The 18,963-nt window shown below is 71.5% G+C and carries 20 protein-coding genes; 12 read left to right on the forward strand and 8 right to left on the reverse strand.

Going from position 1 to position 18,963, the window contains the following annotated elements; translation table 11 throughout:
• The first annotated feature begins 51 nt into the window (after positions 1 to 51).
• Positions 52 to 741 carry a rhomboid family intramembrane serine protease gene (locus OG607_RS15035; RefSeq protein WP_405723454.1) on the forward strand — a complete coding sequence of 230 codons (690 nt, stop codon included), beginning with the start codon at positions 52 to 54 and terminating at the stop codon, positions 739 to 741.
• Positions 741 to 1,784, forward strand: coding sequence for an amidohydrolase family protein (locus OG607_RS15040; protein ID WP_405723456.1), 1,044 nt, complete (start codon positions 741 to 743; stop codon positions 1,782 to 1,784). The genes OG607_RS15035 and OG607_RS15040 overlap by 1 nt, the downstream gene beginning before the upstream one ends.
• A gap of 21 nt (positions 1,785 to 1,805) precedes the next feature.
• Here OG607_RS15040 and OG607_RS15045 read toward each other — a convergent pair whose 3' ends face one another.
• The 3 genes from OG607_RS15045 to OG607_RS15055 all read right to left on the reverse strand — a co-directional run bounded on the left by OG607_RS15045 (position 1,806) and on the right by OG607_RS15055 (position 4,675).
• Positions 1,806 to 2,933: a ricin-type beta-trefoil lectin domain protein gene (locus OG607_RS15045; protein ID WP_405723458.1), complete on the reverse strand. Its 1,128-nt coding sequence runs from the start codon at positions 2,931 to 2,933 to the stop codon at positions 1,806 to 1,808.
• Positions 2,934 to 3,107: 174 nt separating this feature from the next.
• Positions 3,108 to 3,923: an MBL fold metallo-hydrolase gene (locus OG607_RS15050; protein ID WP_405723460.1), complete on the reverse strand. Its 816-nt coding sequence runs from the start codon at positions 3,921 to 3,923 to the stop codon at positions 3,108 to 3,110.
• Positions 3,924 to 4,012: 89 nt separating this feature from the next.
• On the reverse strand, positions 4,013 to 4,675 hold the full coding sequence (locus tag OG607_RS15055; protein ID WP_405723462.1) for a pyridoxamine 5'-phosphate oxidase family protein: 663 nt from the start codon (positions 4,673 to 4,675) through the stop codon (positions 4,013 to 4,015).
• Positions 4,676 to 4,819: 144 nt separating this feature from the next.
• Here OG607_RS15055 and OG607_RS15060 point away from each other — a divergent pair, with 144 nt between their 5' ends.
• Entirely contained in the window at positions 4,820 to 5,242 is a 423-nt protein-coding gene (locus tag OG607_RS15060; RefSeq protein WP_405723464.1) for a VOC family protein, read from the forward strand.
• 158 nt (positions 5,243 to 5,400) lie between these two features.
• On the opposite strand, the gene OG607_RS15065 is transcribed toward OG607_RS15060, so the two are convergent.
• Positions 5,401 to 6,348, reverse strand: coding sequence for a ribose-phosphate diphosphokinase (locus tag OG607_RS15065; RefSeq protein WP_405723466.1), 948 nt, complete (start codon positions 6,346 to 6,348; stop codon positions 5,401 to 5,403).
• A 184-nt stretch (positions 6,349 to 6,532) separates the two neighbouring features.
• Between OG607_RS15065 and OG607_RS15070 the strand changes: the two genes are divergently transcribed.
• The gene (locus tag OG607_RS15070) at positions 6,533 to 6,895 is read left to right on the forward strand and encodes a YciI family protein (RefSeq protein ID WP_405723468.1); all 363 of its coding nucleotides are present in this window, start codon (positions 6,533 to 6,535) and stop codon (positions 6,893 to 6,895) included.
• Positions 6,896 to 6,967: 72 nt separating this feature from the next.
• On the forward strand, positions 6,968 to 8,275 hold the full coding sequence (locus tag OG607_RS15075) for an RNA polymerase sigma factor (protein ID WP_405723470.1): 1,308 nt from the start codon (positions 6,968 to 6,970) through the stop codon (positions 8,273 to 8,275).
• A gap of 177 nt (positions 8,276 to 8,452) precedes the next feature.
• On the opposite strand, the gene OG607_RS15080 is transcribed toward OG607_RS15075, so the two are convergent.
• Positions 8,453 to 8,842, reverse strand: coding sequence for a BlaI/MecI/CopY family transcriptional regulator (locus OG607_RS15080; protein ID WP_405723472.1), 390 nt, complete (start codon positions 8,840 to 8,842; stop codon positions 8,453 to 8,455).
• Positions 8,843 to 8,884: 42 nt separating this feature from the next.
• On the opposite strand from OG607_RS15080, the gene OG607_RS15085 reads away from it, so the two are divergent.
• From OG607_RS15085 to OG607_RS15105, 5 genes are all read left to right on the forward strand, one after another.
• A complete protein-coding gene (locus tag OG607_RS15085) occupies positions 8,885 to 10,459 on the forward strand; it encodes a hypothetical protein (protein WP_405723474.1) in 1,575 nt (524 codons plus the stop codon).
• The gene (locus OG607_RS15090) at positions 10,401 to 11,363 is read left to right on the forward strand and encodes a 1-aminocyclopropane-1-carboxylate deaminase/D-cysteine desulfhydrase (RefSeq protein WP_405723476.1); all 963 of its coding nucleotides are present in this window, start codon (positions 10,401 to 10,403) and stop codon (positions 11,361 to 11,363) included. The genes OG607_RS15085 and OG607_RS15090 overlap by 59 nt, the downstream gene beginning before the upstream one ends.
• A 9-nt stretch (positions 11,364 to 11,372) precedes the next feature.
• The gene (locus OG607_RS15095; protein WP_405723478.1) at positions 11,373 to 11,894 is read left to right on the forward strand and encodes a GNAT family N-acetyltransferase; all 522 of its coding nucleotides are present in this window, start codon (positions 11,373 to 11,375) and stop codon (positions 11,892 to 11,894) included.
• A 152-nt stretch (positions 11,895 to 12,046) separates the two neighbouring features.
• On the forward strand, positions 12,047 to 12,460 hold the full coding sequence (locus OG607_RS15100) for an anti-sigma regulatory factor (RefSeq protein WP_329321940.1): 414 nt from the start codon (positions 12,047 to 12,049) through the stop codon (positions 12,458 to 12,460).
• 103 nt (positions 12,461 to 12,563) lie between these two features.
• Positions 12,564 to 13,586, forward strand: a complete 1,023-nt coding sequence (locus OG607_RS15105) for an RNA polymerase sigma factor SigF (RefSeq protein WP_405723480.1) — start codon at positions 12,564 to 12,566, stop codon at positions 13,584 to 13,586.
• Between the two features lie 125 nt (positions 13,587 to 13,711).
• On the opposite strand, the gene OG607_RS15110 is transcribed toward OG607_RS15105, so the two are convergent.
• A complete protein-coding gene (locus tag OG607_RS15110) occupies positions 13,712 to 14,125 on the reverse strand; it encodes a hypothetical protein (RefSeq protein ID WP_405723482.1) in 414 nt (137 codons plus the stop codon).
• Between the two features lie 97 nt (positions 14,126 to 14,222).
• On the opposite strand from OG607_RS15110, the gene OG607_RS15115 reads away from it, so the two are divergent.
• Both OG607_RS15115 and OG607_RS15120 read left to right on the forward strand, forming a co-directional pair.
• Positions 14,223 to 15,194, forward strand: coding sequence for a diacylglycerol/lipid kinase family protein (locus tag OG607_RS15115; RefSeq protein WP_405723483.1), 972 nt, complete (start codon positions 14,223 to 14,225; stop codon positions 15,192 to 15,194).
• A 319-nt stretch (positions 15,195 to 15,513) separates the two neighbouring features.
• Positions 15,514 to 15,771, forward strand: a complete 258-nt coding sequence (locus OG607_RS15120) for a WhiB family transcriptional regulator (protein ID WP_018563321.1) — start codon at positions 15,514 to 15,516, stop codon at positions 15,769 to 15,771.
• A gap of 152 nt (positions 15,772 to 15,923) precedes the next feature.
• Here OG607_RS15120 and OG607_RS15125 read toward each other — a convergent pair whose 3' ends face one another.
• Both OG607_RS15125 and OG607_RS15130 read right to left on the reverse strand, forming a co-directional pair.
• Positions 15,924 to 17,378, reverse strand: coding sequence for a sensor histidine kinase (locus tag OG607_RS15125; protein ID WP_405736778.1), 1,455 nt, complete (start codon positions 17,376 to 17,378; stop codon positions 15,924 to 15,926).
• A gap of 482 nt (positions 17,379 to 17,860) precedes the next feature.
• Entirely contained in the window at positions 17,861 to 18,931 is a 1,071-nt protein-coding gene (locus tag OG607_RS15130) for an SIS domain-containing protein (RefSeq protein WP_405723485.1), read from the reverse strand.
• Positions 18,932 to 18,963 lie beyond the last annotated feature (32 nt).

An 18,963-nucleotide genomic window follows, 5' to 3' on the forward strand; every position in this document is an offset into this window, starting at 1 on the left:
GCCGTCCGTCGCCACGGTGGAAGATGCCTCCGGGAAAGAGGGGGAGCGGCGATGAGCGCAAACGCACCACGTGGCGGGCAGTCGGCGGACGAGATGATCGCGGAGGCGCGCAAGGCGTTCTTCGTGATGTTCGGCTTTCTGGCGTTCGTCTGGGCGGTCCAGCTCGCCAACTGGAGCGACGGCTATGGCCTCTCCCGCGACTACGGCGTCGTGTCCGGCGACCTCACCGCCCTCCCCGACATCGTCACCGCCCCCTTCCTGCACTGGAGCTGGGCGCACATCGAGTCCAACTCCGGCCCGCTCTTCATCTTCGGCTTCCTCGCCGCCTACCGGGGCGTCGTGCGCTTTCTCGGGCTGAGCCTGCTCGTCGCCGTCACCAGCGGCCTCGCGGTCTGGTTCTTCGAGCGCGGCGGAGCCGACACCGTGGGCGCCAGTGGCCTGGTCTTCGGCTACCTCGGCTACGTCGTCGTCCGGGGGCTCTTCGACCGGCACCTCATCGACACCCTCATCGGCATAGTCATGGCCGCCTCCTTCGCGTACCTCCTCACCATCGCCATCCCCGGCACCCCTGGCATCAGCTGGCTCGGCCACCTCGGCGGCCTCATCGGCGGCCTGGTGGGCGCCTGGCTCTTCCGCGACCGCCGCGACCGCCGCCCCCGCCCAGCCGCTGCGCCGCCTGCCCTCGCCGAGGGCCCCCGCGCGGACCTGCACAAAGAACTCGACGACCTCGGCCTGCTGTGATGCGAGTGCGGGGCATCGTTCTTCCGGAGCGCGAGGAGCGGACGTTCCGGATCGACGGGGACCGGCTGCGTACCGACCCCGTCGGAGGTGGGGAAGCCGTCGTCGACGGCGGGTGGTTGCTGCCGGGGCTGGTGGATGTGCATACGCATCCCGGGACCGAGGAGGCCAAGGAGGGCACCTTCGACGACGAGACGCTGCGCCGGCATCTGACGGAGCACCGGGACGCGGGCGTACTGCTGGTGCGTACGCCGGGGACGTCCGCGCGCGTGCCGGAGTGGGTGGACGAGGATCCTGAGCTGCCGAGAGTCCGGTCGGCGGGGCGGTGGCTGGCGACCCCCGGGCGGTTCTTTCCGGGGTACGGGCGGGACATCGGGGAGGACGAGCTCGTACGGGCGGCGGTGGAGGAGGCCGAGTCGTCCTCCGGGTGGTGCAAGATCATCGGTGACTGGAAGTGGAACGACCCCGCCGTGCCGCTGGACCTCATGACGGCGGCGGTGGCGGCCGTGCACGCCGCCGGTGGCAGGGTCGCCGTGCACTGCCAGACGGCGGAGGGCTGCCACAACGCGGTGCTGGCCGGCGCCGACAGCCTGGAGCACGGCATGCACCTGGCCCCCGACCTGCTGGACCGGATGGCCGCGCAGGGCACGGCGTACGTACCGACCCTCGGGGTGTTCGGGGCCCGCGCGGACGCCAGGCGGGCGGAGGAGCCCAGCGGCAGCCGCGACGCCTGGCTGACCGGCTGGGCCGGGATGCAGAGCAACGTACGCGCCGCCCACGAGGCCGGAGTCACCGTCCTGGCCGGCACCGACAGCTTCCCCTGCGGCACGGTCGCCGCCGAGGCGGCCTGGCTGGCCCGCACCGGCCTGCCCGCCGAGGCCGCGGTCGGCGCCGCGTCCTGGGCGGCCCGGTCCTGGCTCGGACTGCCCGGGCTGACGGACGGGGCCCCGGCGGACCTGGTGGCGTTCGACACGGACCCGACGCTGACCCCGGAGGCTCTGGCGCACCCGAGCCGGATCATCCTGCGGGGGCGGGTCGTGGCCTGAGGCCCAGGGGGGCGCGGTGCGTCAGCCGGTGTGCCACTTCTGGTTCGAGCCGCCGTTGCAGGTCCATTGCTGCAGGTAGGTGCCGTTCGCGGTCTCCGAGTCCGTGACGTCGACACACTTGTCGGCCTGCGTATTGACCAGGTCGTGCGCCGAGTTGAGCACGAACTGCTGTGCCCCGGTGCCGTTGCAGGTGACCAGCTGGACCCAAGCGGTGTCTTCCCGCGAGCCCCCGTTGACGTCCATGCACAGGCCCATCGCCCGCACGGTCCCGTCGGTCATGAACTTCCACGTCTGGCGGGCGCCGCCGGTGCAGTCCATGATCTCCAGCCGGGCGCCGGACGTGCCGCTGCCGCCACTGACGTCGATGCAGCGGCCGGAGGCGTAGCTCACGAGCTTCACCCCGTCGGCGCTGCTGGTGGACTTGCTGGTCGCCGAGGTGCTCGGCGTGGCATGCACCACCGAGCCGCCCGCGGTCTTGGTGTCACCGCTCGCGACGCCCGGGCCGGCGCTGCCCTTCGTGCCGGCGGAGGCGGACGGGCTGCCCGTGGGCGACTGGAGCGGAGAGCTGCTGCTGTCGATGGACGGCGACATCGAGCTGAAGGCGCCCGCGCCCGTCGCGTTCTGGTCGGACTCGTCGCCCGGCGCGGTGACCGACGCCGACGCGTCCTTCCTGGCGTCACCGGCGCCACGCCCGAGCAGCAGGAACAGCGGGATACCGATGAGCAGGGCGCCCAGCACGGCCCCGCCGGCCAGCAGCGCCTTGCGGCGCCGTCGGGGCGGCCTGTTCCCGTCGGGCCGGCCGGGCTGTCCGGGCCGGCTCCCGGTGGCTATGCCGTCGGCGTCAGCGGCTAAGGCGTTCTGGCCGGCGCCATGGAGCGGCGCGAACGCGAGCCCGGCCGCAAAGCCGTCGGCGAAGGAGGACGTGGCCCCGGCCGGGTCCTCGGACTCCCCGGAGCCGGCCGCCGGGACCGCGGGAACAGCCGCGGCCCGCCTGGCACTTGCCGTCCCTGCCGGGCCACCCTTGTTGGCCGCCCGCCTGGCGTTCGCGCCGGAGGCGGCATCGGCGATCGCGGACGATTTCTGCGTCCGGCGAGGCAGCGGCGACGCCTCGGCGGCTGCGGCCGTCCGGTCGTCGGGGGAAGCCGTCATGGCGGCGTCCTTCCAGGATCAGGAGTGACAAGGAGCACCCCCGGCCGCATCGACCGCATCAATCACATCGACCGCATCAACCACATGGGCCCTGCCGGAGGTTCGCCGAAGCGAAGGGCAGCAGAGTACCCAAATCTGTGAGCGGATCGCCCACGCCGCAACGCTTTCGGGACATCATCGGGACATCGATGTCTCAGGTTCGAAGCTCGCGAGCAGCTCCTCCAGGGCATGCTGGTCCGGCCCGACGAACGGATCGGCGTCCGGCGCGAGGGCGAGCGTGTCCAGGAAGGTGGCCGTCATCCCGGCCGCCGGGGGCAGATGCGTGCTGAGGACGACCTCGGGGTGCATCACCCGCAGGGGCTGGAGGGCGGCCAGGTAGGCGTCACGGTCGACCATGTGCACCCACGGGCTGTCGACGGTCGCCCACAGCAGCTGGCCGGCCCGCAGTTCCTCCGCCGGGAGGTCGGCCACGTCGTGGCCCGCGGCGAGCTCGGCCGAGGGCATGGGCGCGCCGAAGCAGTCGGAGCTGAAGCAGGTGTGCGAGCTGTGGTCGTACAGGCCCACCGTGGCCGGGTTGTCGAACAGCGGCGGCCGGAATCCGGTCAGCGTGCGGTCGCCGACGTCCAGTGACTGGCCCGGGTTGACCAGGCGGACCCGGTCCATCGGCAGCGGCCTCTCGGCCGACATGATCCCCGCGCCCAGGAACGTGGTCACGACCCGTGCCTTCGGGGCGGCGTCGAGCAGAGCGAAGAGACCGCCGGTGTGATCGCGGTCCGGGTGCGTCAGCCAGATCCACCGGACGTCGGCCGGGTCGAGGACCGAGCCGAGCACGTCGAGGAAGTCGCGGTCCGGCAGGCTGAGCCCGGTGTCGATCACCACGGGCTCCGCCGCGTGCAGCACGAATGCGTTGACCGGCAGAAAACCGATCCCGGGCACAGCGAGCTGGTCGGCGATCACGCTCACATCGCGCCCGATCGGGTACGTATGCATAAGGGCCTCCTCAATCGGCGCCCCGCACCCATTCTCCGCCTCCCCCCGGCCGTCCGCATGCCCGCCGGCCCCGCTCCTCACCACACATCTCACATCCCCTCCCGTAGTCCGATGTGCTTCGGGACCGCCGTCCCCGGCGCCAGCGCGGGATCCGGCTCAGGGGCGCCCCAGACGGTGTGGAGAGGGAGGACGCCGGCCCAGATGCCCAGTTCCGCGTCGGGGCTGTCGCCGTCGTCCGGGGGGCCGGAGCGGAGCTTGACGGAGGCCTCGTCGAGGGAGAGGGCGAGGAGCGATGTCGCGGCCAGCTCTTTACGGCTGGGCCGGCGAGCGTAGTCCCACTGGCCGGGGGCGGCCTGTTCGGTGAGGCAGCGGAGACCGGCGAGCTTGTGCTCGGGGTCGGTGACCGGCCGCGGGACGCCGTAGATCATCGCGCTGCGGTAGTTGACGCCGTGCTCGAAGACGGACCGGGCGAGCACCAGGCCGTCGACATGCGTGACGGTCACGCACACCGGCGCCTGCGGCGAGGCGAGGAGGCTGCGGCTGGCGACCGAGCCGTGGAAGTAGAGGGTGTCGCCGTCGGAGCCGTAGACCGTGGGGACGACCATGACCGCGCCGTCGAGGGTCACGCCGAGGTGGCAGACGAAGCCCGCCTGGAGGACGGCGTCCAGCTGGCCGCGGTCGAGGCTGCCCTGCTCGCGCAGGCGGCGGTGCCGGGTGCGGTCGGTTTCGCGGAGTGTGCGGTTATGAGCCATGGAGCGAGACTACTGATTCGGTTCCTCCAAGACCACAAAGCAATCGTATTCGTTGTCAGTGCCATCACACACAACGAATTCCTACACTGTTGGCCCGCCGGGAGCGCGGTGGAAAACGCCTCGGCGTTTCGGTTGACTGGGGTCATGACGGCGACCGGCATGCTGCACCACATCGAGATCTGGGTACCCGATCTGGGCCGGGCCACCGACCAGTGGGGCAGGCTGCTGGAGCGGCTCGGCTACGCCGTCTTCCAGGACTGGCCCTGCGGGCGGAGCTGGCGGCAGGGGCAGGGGGCGGGGGCGACGTACATCGTCTTCGAGCAGTCGCCGGCGCTCACCGCGTCCGGGCATGACCGGTGCAGGCCCGGGCTGAACCATCTGGCGTTCCACGCCGGGGACGTGGCGGCGGTGGAGGCACTGGTGAAGGAGGCGCAGGAGTGGGGCTGGACGCTGATGTTCCCTGAGCGGCATCCGTACGCCGGTGGGCCCGGGCACTACGCGGCGTATCTGGAGAACGCCGACGGGTTCGAGGTCGAACTCGTCGCCCGGACCGGGACAGGGCCCTAGGGCCTGTCTTGTGGATCTCCGCGGCGTCGCGTGCCCTGGCACCAGCGCTCGCCGCGTTGTCGTCGGTCGACAACGCTCCGCGTTGCCTCCCTCCTCCGCCTTGCGATCGCAGGCGCCAGACCCCGCTCCTTCACCCACGGAGATCCACAAGACAGGCCCTAGCTGTCGAAGAGGACGCTCACGGACTGGCCGTTGTGGATCCGGCGCATGGCCTCGGCGAGGGCGGGGGCGATGGAGAGGACCCGCAGTTTGGCAGTGCGCTCGTCGGCCGGGATGGGGACGGTGTCGGTGCAGACGATCTCCAGGACGTCGGGCTGGTCGCTGAGGCGTTTCAGGGCGCCGCTGGAGAAGAGTCCGTGGGTGCAGGCGACGCGGATCGAGGCGGCGCCGAGCTCGCGGAGGCGGTCGAGGAGTTCGAGGACGGTGCTGCCCTTGGCGATCTCGTCGTCGAGGACGATGACATCGCGCCCGGCGACCTCGCCGATGACGGCGCTGATGCTGACCCGGTCGTCGGCGAAGCGCTGCTTGGCACCGGCGGCGACGGGGACGCCGAGGAGCCGGGCGAAGGCGGCGGCCTCCTTGGCGTTGCCGAGGTCGGGTGACACGACAACCGCGTTGCTCAGGTCGTACTGGGCGAAGTGGTCGGCCAGCTCGCGCAGGGCGTGCAGGTGGTCGACCGGCACGCTGAAGAATCCGTGCACCTGGGGCGAGTGCAGGGTCATCGCCAGGACGCGGCTCGCGCCGGCCGCGACCATGAGGTCGGCGACGAGGCGGCCGCCGATGGAGATGCGGGGGCGGTCCTTCTTGTCGGAACGGGCGTAGGAGTAGTGCGGCATGACGACGGTCGTACGGGCGGCGGAGGCGCCGCGCGCGGCGTCGAGCATGAGGAGCAGCTCGACGAGGTTCTCCTGTACGGGCCGTACGAGCGGCTGGACGATGAAGACGTCGCGCTCGCGGCAGTTGGCCTGGAGCTGGACCTCCAGGCAGTCGTTGGCGAAGCGGTCTATGCGCACCGGGTGCAGCGGTACACCCAGGTGGGAGCAGACCGCGGCGGCCAGCTCGGGGTGGGCACTGCCGCTGAAGACGGCGATCTCTCGCTCACGCACGGAACGGGTCCTTTGCTCGGTCGGGCGAGCGCATCGTACCGGGGGCACCGAGGGCGCCCACGAGGGCGCCCAAAAAACTTCTCCGGCCGTGTCGATCCGCCCGCCCGCCGTTCGACGCGTATGCAGAAGCGGGAAGGCAGGCGGGAAATCCCCGCAGCACACGCAACACGATGAGGAGCACGCCATGCGCTACATGTCGCTGATCAGGATCGACGAGGACGCCGTCCCCGAGGGCGGCCCCGGCCCCGAGCTGATGGAGGAGATGGGCAAGCTCATCGAGGAGATGACCAAGGCCGGGGTCCTGCTCGACACCGCCGGGCTGCGGCCCACCTCGGAGGGCACGCGGCTGCGCTGGAACCGCGGGGAGCTGTCGGTGACGGACGGGCCGTTCACCGAGACGAAGGAGTTCATCGGCGGTTACGCGCTCATCGAGGCGAAGTCGAAGGACGAGGCGATCGAGTGGACCTCGCGCTTCCTGCGGATCCACGGCGAGGACTGGGACATCACGTGTGAGCTCCGGCAGGTCGAGGGGCCCGACTTCGACTGAGCGCAGCAGCCGAGCGCGACAGCCGGGCGCCGCGCTTGCCGCTGCCCGGTGCGGCTGCTCTGATGGGTCGCTGTGACGGGTAGCGGTTCTTGCGACGACGACGCCCGCCGGGCGATCGACGCGGTGTGGCGGATCGAGTCCGCCCGGGTGATCGCCGGCGTGGCGCGGATCGTACGCGACCTCGGCATCGCCGAGGAGCTGGCGCAGGACGCGCTGGTCGCCGCGCTCGAACAGTGGCCGGAGTCGGGTGTCCCGGACAATCCGGGCGCCTGGCTCATGGCCACGGCCAAGCACCGCGCGATCGATCTCGTACGCCGCAAGGAGCGCTACGCGCGCAAGCTCGAAGAGCTGGGCCACCGGCTGGAATCACAGGACCAGGACTCCCAGGAGGCGGACTTCGCGGCGGCCGAGGCGGCGGCGGACGGTGACATCGAGGACGACCTGCTGCGCCTGGTGTTCACCGCGTGCCACCCGGTGCTGGCGACCGAGGCGCGGGTGGCACTGACGCTGCGGCTGCTGGGCGGGCTGACGACGGCCGAGATCGCGCGGGCGTTCCTGGTGGGCGAGCCGACGGTCGCGCAGCGGATCGTACGGGCCAAGAAGACCCTCGCGAAGGCGGGTGTGCGCTTCGAGGTGCCGGAGGAGGGGGAGGAACGCCGGGAGCGGCTGGCGTCCGTCCTGGAGGTCATCTACCTGATCTTCAACGAGGGTTACTCGGCCACCGCCGGCGACGACTGGATGCGGCCCGCGCTCTGCGAGGACGCGCTGCGGCTCGGCCGGGTGCTGGCCGGGCTGATGCCGCGCGAGCCGGAGGTGCACGGGCTCGTGGCCCTGCTGGAGATCCAGGCCTCGCGCGCCGCCGCCCGTACCGGCCCCTCCGGGGAGCCCGTGCTGCTCACCGACCAGGACCGCCGCCGCTGGGACCAGCTCCTCATCCGCCGCGGCTTCGCCGCCCTGGCCCGCGCCGACGCGCTCCCCGGTCTCCCCGGCCCGTACGCCCTCCAGGCCGCCATCGCCGCCTGCCACGCCCGCGCCCTCACCCCCGACGCCACCGACTGGCCGCGCATCGCCGAGCTGTACGACGCCCTCGCCCGGCTCGTCCCCTCCCCCGTCGTCGAGCTCAACCGCGCCGTCGCCGTCGCCATGGCCCACGGTCCCGAACAGGGCCTCAAGCTCGTCGACGCCCTGTCCGACGAGCCCGCTCTGCGCCGCTACCACCTCCTCCCCACCGTCCGCGGCGACCTCCTAGCCCGCCTCGGCCGGCACGCCGAGGCCCGGACGGAGTTCGAGCGCGCGGCCGCGCTCACCCGCAACGAGCGCGAGCGCGAACTGCTGCTCGCCCGCGCGGCGGAGGCGGGCCGGGGCGAGGCAGGCCGCTAGGGCCTGTCCGGCGGCCCTAGGGCCTGTCTTGTGGATCTCCGCGGCGTCGCGCGCCCTGGCACGCACGCTCGCGGCGTTGTCGTCGGTCAACGACGCTCCGCGTCGCTTCCCTCCTCCGCCTTGCGATCGCACGCACCAGACCCCGCTCCTTCCCCACGGAGATCCACAAGACAGGCCCTAGGCCGAGCCGTCGCCCTCCGCCAGGAACAGCCGCAGCGCTTCCTCCTCGGCCGGGCTGAGGCCGGTCACGAACTGCTGCAGCGCGGCGATGGGGTCCGGGCCCCGGTCGAGCGCCTGGTGCATGGCCTCGGCGGTGAGCTCTGCGGCGTTCTTGGTCGGCCGGTAGGCACCCCGCCGCCCGTCCGCGTCGCGGATGACCATTCCCTTGTCGTACAGCCGCTTCAGGATCGTGTGGACGGTGTTGTACGCGAGGTCGCCGCCGAGTTCGGCCTGGATGTCGGCAGGGGTGATCGCACTGTCCGCCGCCCACAACGTGGCGAGGATCTCACTCTCCAGTTCGCCGGGGCTGCGGCGCGCCGACTTGTCCGGGTGATCAGTGGCTGCCATAACCGCACCTTACAACCCGTAGGGTGACTGGAGGGGGAGACCATGTCGACGAAGCAGGAACAACAGCAGAAACAGAAACAGCAACTGGTCCAGCAGCGGGGGCGGGAAGGGGGCCAGGGCCGGGGCCAGGACCGGAGAGTGCCCGGGGGGCGGCGGGCCGTGTGGTGGCTGGTCGCCGTGGCGGCCGCCTTCACCGCGGCCCAGTTACTTTTCGTAGGGCCCGGGCTCGGCCTCGGCTGGGACGAGTCGGTGTACGTCAGCCAGGTCGCCCCGCACATACCGTCGGCGTACTTCAGCGCGCCCCGCTCCCGGGGCACCTCGGTGGTGGTCGCCCCGCTGGTGCTGCTGACCGACTCCGAGGCGGCGCTGCGGGTCTACCTCGCCGTGCTGTCCGGGGCCGGGCTCTTCCTCGCCCTGTGGGTGTGGCGGCGGCTGCGCCCGGTGCCGGTGCTGGCGCTGGCGGGGCTGCTCTTCGCGGGCCTGTGGGTCACCCAGATCTACGGCTTCCAGGCGATGCCCAATGTGTGGATCGCGCTGTGCGGGCTCGCCGCCGTCGGCTGCTTCCTGCGGGCCGGCGCCGACCCCGCCGACCGCCGCGCCCTGGTCGGCCTCGCCCTGTCGTTGGCCGCCGCCGCCCTGCTCCGGCCCACCGACGCGGTCTGGCTCAGCCTCCCGATGGCCGCCGGCGCCCTGCTCGTACGCCGCTGGCGGCGCCCGCTGCTGCTGGCCGCGCTGGCCGGCGGGCTGGTCCTCGGCAGCGCGGAGTGGATCATCGAGGCCTATGTCTCGTACGGCGGCCTCACCGCCCGTCTGCACCGCTCCAGCGAGATCCAGGGCGGCCTCGGCTGGAACCCGTCCGCCCTGATCGACCAGTTCCGTACGCTCGCCGGCGGCCCCATGCTCTGCCGCCCCTGCCACGCCGCCAACCCGAACCCGGTGGTGGCGATCTGGTGGTTCGCCCTGCCGTTCGCGGCGGCGGCCGGGGTGTACGTGTCCGCCCGGCGCCGGCGGGAGTGGGCCACCGCACTGCTGCCCGCCCTGTGCGGTCTGTCCGTGGCCGTCCAGTACCTGCTGTTCATCGGCTACGCGGCCCCGCGCTTCCTGCTCCCCGCCTACGCCCTGCTCTCCATCCCCGTCGCCGACCTCCTCATCGCCGCCGCCCGCCCCGCCCGCCTCCGGCGCCGCCCCCGGCTCCGTCTGGCGGCCACCTCGCTGGTCGCCCTCGCGGTCGTGGGCCAGCTGCTGAGCCAGCAGGTGGTCCTACGCCATGCCGTGCGAAACGCCACCGCCGGCACCGAGGACTACGCCCGCATGGCCGCCGACCTGCGGGCATACGGGGTGCGGCCGCCCTGCCTGATCACCGGATCGGGCCCCGCCATCCCTGTCGCCTACCAGGCCCGTTGCAGCGCCGGGAACCTCTCCGGCAGCAACGAGAACCTGACCCGCGCCGAGTTGCTCGCCACCGCCGCCCGCCGGCCCGTGGCCGTCCTCGTACCGCCGGGCGGCAAGGTGCCCTCCTACGCCCGCCACTGGACCTCGCGCCCGCTGACCGGCCTTCATGGGCGCTCGCGCGTCGGCTACCGGGTCTTCCTCTCGCCCGCCACCCCGGAACAGTGACAATGGCCGGGTGGAGACCCCGGACGCCCTGCAGGTGACCCTGCCGTCGCCGCTCGTCGTCCTCGACGACGAGCGGCTTCTCCGGCACGGCGTGCGCCTGCTGCTCAAGCGGGACGACCTGATCCACCCGGACCTGCCCGGCAACAAGTACCGCAAGCTGCACCTCAATCTCCGGGCCGCCGCCGAGGCCGGGCACCGCGCCCTGCTCACCTTCGGCGGGGCCTACTCCAACCACCTGCGCGCCACAGCCGCCGCCGGCCGCCTCCTCGGCCTGCGGACCGTGGGCGTCGTGCGCGGCGACGAGCTCGCCGGCCGCCCGCTGAACCCCTCCCTCGCCCGGGCCACCGCCGACGGCATGCGCCTGCACTTCCTCGACCGCCCGACCTATCGCCGCAAGGCGGAACCCGAGGTCCTGGCCGCCCTCCTGGACCGCCTCGGCCCGGCCTACGTCATCCCGGAGGGCGGCAGCAACGCCCTCGCCGCCCGCGGCTGCGCGGCCCTGGGCCGCGAGCTCCGCGGCTCGGCCGACATCGCCGCCGTCGCCTGCGGCACCGGCGGCACCCTGGCCGGCCTCGCGGCGGGCCTGGGCCCCGGGCAGCGGGCGATCGGCTTCCCGGTCCTCAAGGGCGGGGCCTTCCTCGCCGAGGACGTCCTGCGCCTGCAGCGGGAGGCCTTCGGCGGCCGCCGCGGCGACTGGCGGCTGGACGACCGCTTCCACGGCGGCGGTTACGCCCGCAGCACCCCGGAGCTGGACGCCTTCGGCGCGGACTTCGCGGCCCGCCACGGCCTGGCCCCGGAACCGGTCTACGTCGCCAAGATGCTGTACGGCGTCTTCACGGCCGCCACCGAGGGCGCCTTCGCTCCCGGCACGACGGTGGCGGCCGTTGTCACAGGCGCGCGTTAGCCTTGGCGCATGATCCGACCCGCGCTGCCCGCCGACGTACCGGTGATCCACTCGATGATCCGCGAACTGGCGGAGTACGAGCGGGAGCTGGACAGCGCGCGGGCGACCCCGGAGCAGCTGCACGACGCGCTGTTCGGCGCCGATCCGGCGGTGTTCGCACTGATCGCGCAGGACGACACGACGGGTGCGCCGGTCGGCTTCGCCCTGTGGTTCCGGAATTTCTCCACCTGGACGGGCACGCACGGCGTCTACCTGGAGGATCTCTTCGTACGCCCGCAGGCGCGCGGCGGCGGCCACGGGAAGGCGCTGCTGGCCGCGCTGGCAGCAATATGCGTCGAACGCGGCTACGAGCGGTTTGAGTGGGCAGTACTGGACTGGAACGAGCCGTCGATCGGCTTCTACCGGGCGATCGGCGCCCTTCCCCAGGACGAATGGACGGTCCAGCGGCTCACCGGCAAGGCGCTCGGCGCCCTCGCCGAGCAGGCAGAAGTCAGCGCAGGCGTCAACAGCGAGGCAACGCTTTCGAATTGAGACCGCCCACCCTCTAGCCACGGTGCGTACTCATGCGCTTACCATTGGTGACAGAGCGTAGGGTGCTCGTGCTCCGTCCGGGCGACATCGGGGTGCAGATCGCGATAGCGTCGCTGCCGAACCGCGAACGAAGAGAACCAGTGGAGGTGTGGGTGTCCCAGATCGCAGGCGAGCCCGGGTCGAAGGACTTCGTCGAGGTCCGGCTGCCCGCGGCGGGGGCCTACCTGTCGGTGCTGCGTACGGCCACAGCCGGACTCGCGGCCCGTTTGGACTTCACCCTCGACGAGATCGAAGATCTGCGCATCGCTGTCGACGAGGCGTGCGCGATCCTGCTGCAGCAGGCCGTCCCGGGCAGTGTGCTCAGTTGCGTCTTCCGGCTTGTCGGAGACGCCCTGTGGGTGAGCGTTTCGGCACCCACGACCGACGGCCGCGCGCCGGAGCGCGACACCTTCGCCTGGACGGTGCTGTCCGCACTGGCCGGCGAGGTCGACTCCACCGTGGCCGAGGACAAAACCGTCAGCATCAGCCTGCACAAGAAGCGCGGTGCCGGCCCCGGACAGTCGTGAGGTCCACAGATGCAGGCAGCCCACTGGGGTCAGCGTGTCCCGGCTCCCTTCGGAACCGGTAGCGGTACAACCGTGCCAACCGTGCTCGGAACGGGGGATCGCCATGAGTGATCTTGAGAGCAGCGCATCCCATGTGCGCGGCCGCGCCGTGCCTGCCCAGCAGTCAGCGCGGCAACATCCCGTGCCCCCCAACGACCGAGACGGAACGGACGCGGCGGAGCAGGATCCCATGGACCAGGACCAGCAAGGTAAGCAGGAGCTGCCGGAGCAGGCACCGCCGACAGCCGAGGCAGTGGCAGAAGCGGTGGCGGAGGCAGTGGCCGAACCCACGCCGACGCCCGAGCCCGAGCCCGCACCGGAGCGCCACGACCCGCACGACCGGGCCGGCGCCCGGGCGCTCTTCGTGCAGCTCAGCACGCTCGCACCCGGCTCCCCCGAGCGCGCCGAGCTGCGCAACCAGCTGGTGCGCATGCACCTCCCGCTGGTCGAGCACCTCGCCCGCCGCTTCCGCAACCGCGGCGAGCCGCTCGACGACCTCACCCAGGTCGCCACGATCGGCCTGATCAAGTCCGTCGACCGCTTCGACGTCGACCGCGGCGTGGAGTTCTCCACGTACGCGACTCCGACCGTCGTCGGTGAGATCAAGCGGCACTTCCGCGACAAGGGCTGGGCCGTGCGCGTCCCGCGCCGGCTCCAGGAGCTGCGGCTCTCCCTCACCACCGCCACCGGAGAGCTCTCCCAGCGGCACGGACGCGCACCCACCGTCCACGAGCTGGCCGAGCACCTCAAGATCACGGAGGAAGAGGTCCTCGAAGGCCTCGAATCCGCGAACGCCTACAGCACGCTCTCCCTGGACGTCCCCGACACGGACGACGAGTCGCCCGCCGTCGCGGACACCCTCGGCGCCGAGGACGACGCCCTGGAGGGCGTGGAGTACCGGGAGTCGCTCAAGCCGCTCCTGGAGCAGCTGGCGCCGCGCGAGAAGAAGATCCTGCTGCTCCGCTTCTTCGGCAACATGACGCAGTCGCAGATCGCCGAGGAGGTCGGCATCTCCCAGATGCACGTCTCCCGGCTGCTGGCCCGCACGCTCGCGCAACTGCGCGACAAGCTGCTTGTGGAGGAGTGACGCGGACAGTGCGGGCCGTGGCTGACGGCGGCGACACGACTGCGCCCCAAAGGGGCGCGGGGAACGGCGCGACAAGCCACCCACGGCCCGCAGACGCACGCGAACCGGCATCGCGGAGCGAACCGCTACCGCCCGATCCCGAGCGCATCGGTCGCCGCCGGGTGCACCAGCAGCACCAGCTCCGCCACCGCGGCCGCGCCCAGCGCCGCCCCCACCCCGATCATCGGCCCGCCGCTCTGGATCATCGTCCACGCCACGGGCAGCGCCACCACCTGGATGATCAGCACCGGCCCCCGGCTCCAGCGCCGCGCCCGCCACAGCCCGTACGCCGCCGCCAGCGGCATCGCCGCCAGCGCGAGTACGGTCAGCCCGCCCGCCTCCGCCTGCAGCGGACTGTCCGGGTCCCCCACGAGGCCCATGACGAGCATCACGACGCCCCACGCGGCCAGCGCCGCGCCCTCAGCACCCGCCACGGCGGCCGCGGCCGCCAGTCGCCCCGTACGCTGCCCCTGGGGGCCTGAAGTCTGTTCTGCGCTCACGCCTGCAGCGTAGCCGCACCGTCCGGCCCGTCCGGAGTCCGAGGACGGGGCGGTACCCGGGCGCGTGACTTGGCAACCGGTGGGTAATCTGGCGACCATGCGCGCTCTCCTCGTGGTCAACCCCGCCGCCACTACCACCAGCGCGCGCACGCGTGACGTGCTCGCGCACGCACTCGCCAGCGATCTGAAGCTGGAGGTCGCGCAGACCGCGTACCGCGGCCACGCGAGAGACCTGGCCCGACAGGCCGCCGAGGGCGGGGAGATCGAGCTCGTCGTCGCGCTCGGCGGCGACGGCACGGTCAACGAGGTGGTCAACGGCCTTCTGCACAACGGCCCGAACCCGGACCGGCTGCCGAAGCTCGCCGTGGTCCCCGGCGGCTCGACGAATGTGTTCGCGCGGGCGCTCGGGCTGCCGAACGACGCCGTCGAGGCGACCGGCGCCGTGCTCGACGCGCTGCGCGACCGCACCTCCCGCACCATCGGTCTCGGGCTGGTCAGCGGAACGCCGGGCACCGAGGACGAAGGGGTGCCGTCGCGCTGGTTCACGTTCTGCGCGGGCTTCGGCTTCGACGCCGGCGTCGTGGGCCGGGTCGAACAGCAGCGCGAACACGGCCGGAAGTCGACACACGCGCTTTACATACGCCAGATGATCCGGCAGTTCGTGGCCGAACCGAACCGCCGTAAGGGCGGTGGAATCACCCTGGAGCGCCCGGACACGGACCCGGTGCGGGAGCTGATCCTGGCGATAGTCTGCAACACCTCGCCGTGGACCTTCCTGGGCAACCGCCCGGTGTACGCGTCACCCCAGGCGTCCTTCGACACCGGCCTCGACCTGCTCGCTCTCTCCCGGCTGTCGACCCCCGCCGTGGCCCGCTACGCCACCCAGCTGCTGCTTTCCACTCCGGAACGCGGACCGCACGGCAAGCACGCGACGGCTCTGCACGATCTGACGGACTTCACCTTGCATTCGCAGGCGCCACTGCCGTTCCAGGTGGACGGAGACCACCTGGGACTGCGTACGAGCGCAACCTTCACAGGCGTACGCCGGGCACTGCGTGTGATTGTGTAAGCAGAACGACTTACATTCCTTTTACTCGAACGTTTAGGCTGCCCAACACCCCATGGAAGTACGGCTGTGACCTAGTCGACACCGAGGAATCAAAAAAAAGTTTCCGGAAGGGGTTGTATCCGCCGCCCAGGTTTGCGAGTCTCTTCTTGGCGATCGGAACGGCCCCTCCACAGGGGCCACCGAAGAGCCCGAATCCTCACAAACACCCCAGCGGGACCGCACCAGGAGACTGGGCGACGTCCCGTGTCGTGTCCCGGGATTCGTGAAAGCGTTCACATTCACAAGCAACCTGTATGCAACACAAGGAGATGGAGCAGCCATGGACTGGCGTCACAACGCCGTTTGCCGCGAGGAAGACCCCGAGCTCTTCTTCCCCATCGGCAACACCGGTCCTGCGCTGCTGCAGATCGAGGAAGCCAAGGCCGTCTGCCGCCGCTGCCCCGTCATGGAGCAGTGTCTGCAGTGGGCACTCGAGACCGGCCAGGACGCCGGCGTGTGGGGTGGCCTCAGCGAGGACGAGCGTCGCGCGATGAAGCGCCGCGCCGCCCGCAACCGCGCCCGCAACGCCAGCGCCTGACGCGCCCGCTTACCCCCGAGCCGCAGCGCGCAGCACCTCCTAATACGCGCAGCACCCAGCTTTAACGTAAGACGCTAGATGTTGGACGCAGAGCCCCGGCCGCTTCTCGAAGCGGCCGGGGCCTCTTGCTGTCCGCGTACGTACCACCGTGTCTACGCGTCCAGTGGAAGCTCCAGGACCACCTCGGTACCCCGCCCCTCCGCCGACGGCACCATGTCGAACGTGCCGCCGAGCTCACCGACCACCAGCGTCCGTACGATCTGCAGGCCCAGATTGCCGCCCCGCTGCGGGTCGAAGCCCTCGGGGAGCCCGCGCCCGTCGTCCCGGACGGTGATCGTCAGTTGCTGCTCGGGCCCCCGGGCGGCGGTGACCTCGACGGAGCCCTCCTCCCCCGGCCCGAAGCCGTGCTCCAGGGCGTTCTGGAGGAGTTCGGTGAGCACCATGGACAGCGGGGTCGCCACCTCGGCGGTGAGGATGCCGAAGCGGCCGGCCCGGCGGGTGACGACCTTGCCGGGTGAGATCTCGGCCACCATGGCCAGCACCCGGTCGGCGATCTCGTCGAACTCGACCCGCTCGTCCAGGTTCTGCGACAGCGTCTCGTGCACGATCGCGATCGACCCGACCCGGCGTACGGCCTCCTCAAGCGCCTCCCGGCCGCTCTCGGAGTCGATCCGCCGCGCCTGCAGCCGCAACAGCGCGGCGACGGTCTGGAGGTTGTTCTTCACCCGGTGGTGGATCTCCCGGATGGTCGCGTCCTTGGTGATCAACTCCCGCTCGCGGCGGCGCAGTTCCGTCACGTCCCGCAGCAGCACCAGCGACCCGATCCGGTTCCCCTTCGGGCTCAGCGGGATCGCCCGCATCTGGATCACCCCGCCGTTGCCCTCGAACTCCGTCTCGCGCGGCGCCCATCCGCTCGCCAGCTTCACCAGCCCCTCGTGCACCGCCCCGCGCGCCGGGGCCAGTTCGGCCGTCGTCCGGCCCAGGTGGTGGCCAACCAGGTCCGCTGCCAGGCCGAGCCGGTGGTACGCCGACAGGGCGTTCGGGCTCGCGTACTGGACCATGCCGTCCGCGTCCAGCCGGATCAGGCCGTCGCCGACCCGGGGCGAGGCGTCCATGTCGACCTGCTCGGTCGGGAAGGGGAAGGTCCCGGCCGCGATCATCTGTGCCAGGTCGGACGCGCTCTGGAGGTAGGTCAGCTCCAGCCGGCTCGGGGTCCGTACGGTCAGCAGATTCGTATTGCGGGCGATCACCCCCAGCACCCGCCCCTCCCGGCGCACCGGGATCGACTCCACCCGCACCGGCACCTCCTCCCGCCACTCCGGGTCGCCCTCCCGCACGATCCGGCCCTCGTCCAGCGCCGCGTCCAGCATCGGCCGCCGGCCGCGCGGAACCAGGTGGCCGACCATGTCGTCCTGATAGGAGGTCGGCCCGGTGTTCGGGCGCATCTGCGCCACGGACACGTACCGGGTGCCGTCGAGGGTCGGGACCCACAGGACCAGGTCGGCGAAGGAGAGGTCGGAGAGCAGTTGCCACTCCGAGACCAGCAGGTGCAGCCATTCGAGATCGGAATCATCGAGTGCGGTGTGCTGGCGTACGAGATCGTTCATGGAGGGCACACAAGTGAGCGTACCCGCGCTCATGGCAAGCGCTCACATCGCGCTTGGATCCATTCCCCACACGGGCGTTGGACGCCTTATGATCTGACTGTGTTGTTCTTGGTTTTTGTGGACAACGATGAGTGGTCTAGTCCAGAATTGAACACACGCACCATCACCAATTGCTTTGACTTCCGCCCTCCCCGCACAGGAGGACGGAGCGAGGCCCCGGCGCTCTCTGCCCTGACTGCGCCCAGGCCTCACGGTCGGCCCTACGGGCGCGCGAGGCACCGCACACCACGCGCGCTACGGTCCGACGGCAGCTCCGGGCTGCGGTGCCGGACGGGCTGAGGGTCCCGTCTCGGCGCCGCGGCCCGAAGTGATTCCGGGGCCCGAAGGCCCCCTTTTTTGATGCCGGTACACCGTCGGTGCATGCCCACCTGCGGGCCGTGGGTGGCTTGTCCACGGGTCTGCGCTGTGGATTCCTGGCCCGGTCAGTGAGTCTCCGTGACCTTCGCGAGAGCGCGCGGCGCGTCCGGGTCCTGGCCGCGCGCGATCGTCACCTCGTAGGCGAGCATCTGCAGCGGCAGGATCTCCAGAATCGGCTGGACCTCCTCGGCGACGCCTTCCGTCGGAAGGACGAAGCCGGCCGAGGCGGCCTCGACGGACTCCCGGTTGCCGATGACGACCAGGTCGGCACCGCGCCCCCGCAGCCGGTCGAGAACAGGCTGCAGCGCCTGGCCGCCCTTGCCCTCCGTGACGATGGCGATCACCGGCGAGACGTTGTCGACCATGGCGAGCGGCCCGTGCAGCAGATCCGCGCCGGAGAAGGAAAGGGCCGGAATGTAGCTGGTCTCCATCAGCTTCAGGGCGGCTTCCTTGGCCGTGGGGTAGCCGTAGCCGCGCGAGGTGAGGACGAGCCGGTCCGCGAAGCGGTAGCGCCCGGCGAGGACGCGGACCTCGTCGCGGCGGGCGAGGACCTGCTCGGCGAGTTCGGGGAGGACCTTGGCGGGGTTGCCGTCGCCGCCGCGCAGGCCTTCGACGAAGAGATAGAGGGCGAGCAGTTCAGCCGTGTACGTCTTCGTCGCCGGGAGCGCCTTTTCGGGGCCGGCCAGGACGTCGATGTGGAATTCGGAGACCTCGGCGAGCGGCGAGTCGGGGTTGTTGGTGACCGCGAGCGTCACCGCGCCCGCCTCACGGGCCGCCTTGGTGGAGGCCACGAGGTCGGGCGAGCCGCCGGACTGGCTGACGGTGATGACCAGGACGTCGGTGAGGTCGGGCTCGGCCCCGTACGCCGTGGTGGTGGACATCGATGTCAGCCCGGCCGGCTTGCCGAGCAGGATCTCGATCAGGTACTTCGCGTAGAGGGCGGCATTGTCGGAGGTGCCACGGGCGGTGAGCAGCACGAAGCGCGGGTTCCGCGCGGCGATGCGCTCGGCGACCTCGCGGATGCGGGGGGCGCCCTCTTCGAGGAGGCGGCGCAGGACCGCGGGCTGTTCGGCCATCTCACCGGACATGATCCGGCCCGGTACGGGGACGGGCTGGGCCGGAGTCGGGTCGGACATGGTCGGTGCCTCCATAGTCGTGCGGTCGTAGC

It is taken from the genome of Streptomyces sp. NBC_01537, assembly GCF_045040445.1.
In the GTDB taxonomy this organism is placed as follows: Bacteria; Actinomycetota; Actinomycetes; order Streptomycetales; family Streptomycetaceae; genus Actinacidiphila.

Bases quoted from the DNA above. Each gene is read 5' to 3' on its own strand.
- OG607_RS15035 (WP_405723454.1), top strand. From the start codon at position 52: ATGAGCGCAAACGCACCACGTGGCGGGCAGTCGGCGGACGAGATGATC.
- OG607_RS15040 (WP_405723456.1), top strand. From the start codon at position 741: ATGCGAGTGCGGGGCATCGTTCTTCCGGAGCGCGAGGAGCGGACGTTC.
- OG607_RS15045 (WP_405723458.1), bottom strand. From the start codon at position 2,933: ATGACGGCTTCCCCCGACGACCGGACGGCCGCAGCCGCCGAGGCGTCG.
- OG607_RS15050 (WP_405723460.1), bottom strand. From the start codon at position 3,923: ATGCATACGTACCCGATCGGGCGCGATGTGAGCGTGATCGCCGACCAG.
- OG607_RS15055 (WP_405723462.1), bottom strand. From the start codon at position 4,675: ATGGCTCATAACCGCACACTCCGCGAAACCGACCGCACCCGGCACCGC.
- OG607_RS15060 (WP_405723464.1), top strand. From the start codon at position 4,820: ATGACGGCGACCGGCATGCTGCACCACATCGAGATCTGGGTACCCGAT.
- OG607_RS15070 (WP_405723468.1), top strand. From the start codon at position 6,533: ATGCGCTACATGTCGCTGATCAGGATCGACGAGGACGCCGTCCCCGAG.
- OG607_RS15080 (WP_405723472.1), bottom strand. From the start codon at position 8,842: ATGGCAGCCACTGATCACCCGGACAAGTCGGCGCGCCGCAGCCCCGGC.
- OG607_RS15085 (WP_405723474.1), top strand. From the start codon at position 8,885: ATGTCGACGAAGCAGGAACAACAGCAGAAACAGAAACAGCAACTGGTC.
- OG607_RS15090 (WP_405723476.1), top strand. From the start codon at position 10,401: ATGGGCGCTCGCGCGTCGGCTACCGGGTCTTCCTCTCGCCCGCCACCC.
- OG607_RS15095 (WP_405723478.1), top strand. From the start codon at position 11,373: ATGATCCGACCCGCGCTGCCCGCCGACGTACCGGTGATCCACTCGATG.
- OG607_RS15105 (WP_405723480.1), top strand. From the start codon at position 12,564: ATGAGTGATCTTGAGAGCAGCGCATCCCATGTGCGCGGCCGCGCCGTG.
- OG607_RS15115 (WP_405723483.1), top strand. From the start codon at position 14,223: ATGCGCGCTCTCCTCGTGGTCAACCCCGCCGCCACTACCACCAGCGCG.
- OG607_RS15120 (WP_018563321.1), top strand. From the start codon at position 15,514: ATGGACTGGCGTCACAACGCCGTTTGCCGCGAGGAAGACCCCGAGCTC.
- OG607_RS15125 (WP_405736778.1), bottom strand. From the start codon at position 17,378: ATGAACGATCTCGTACGCCAGCACACCGCACTCGATGATTCCGATCTC.
- OG607_RS15130 (WP_405723485.1), bottom strand. From the start codon at position 18,931: ATGTCCGACCCGACTCCGGCCCAGCCCGTCCCCGTACCGGGCCGGATC.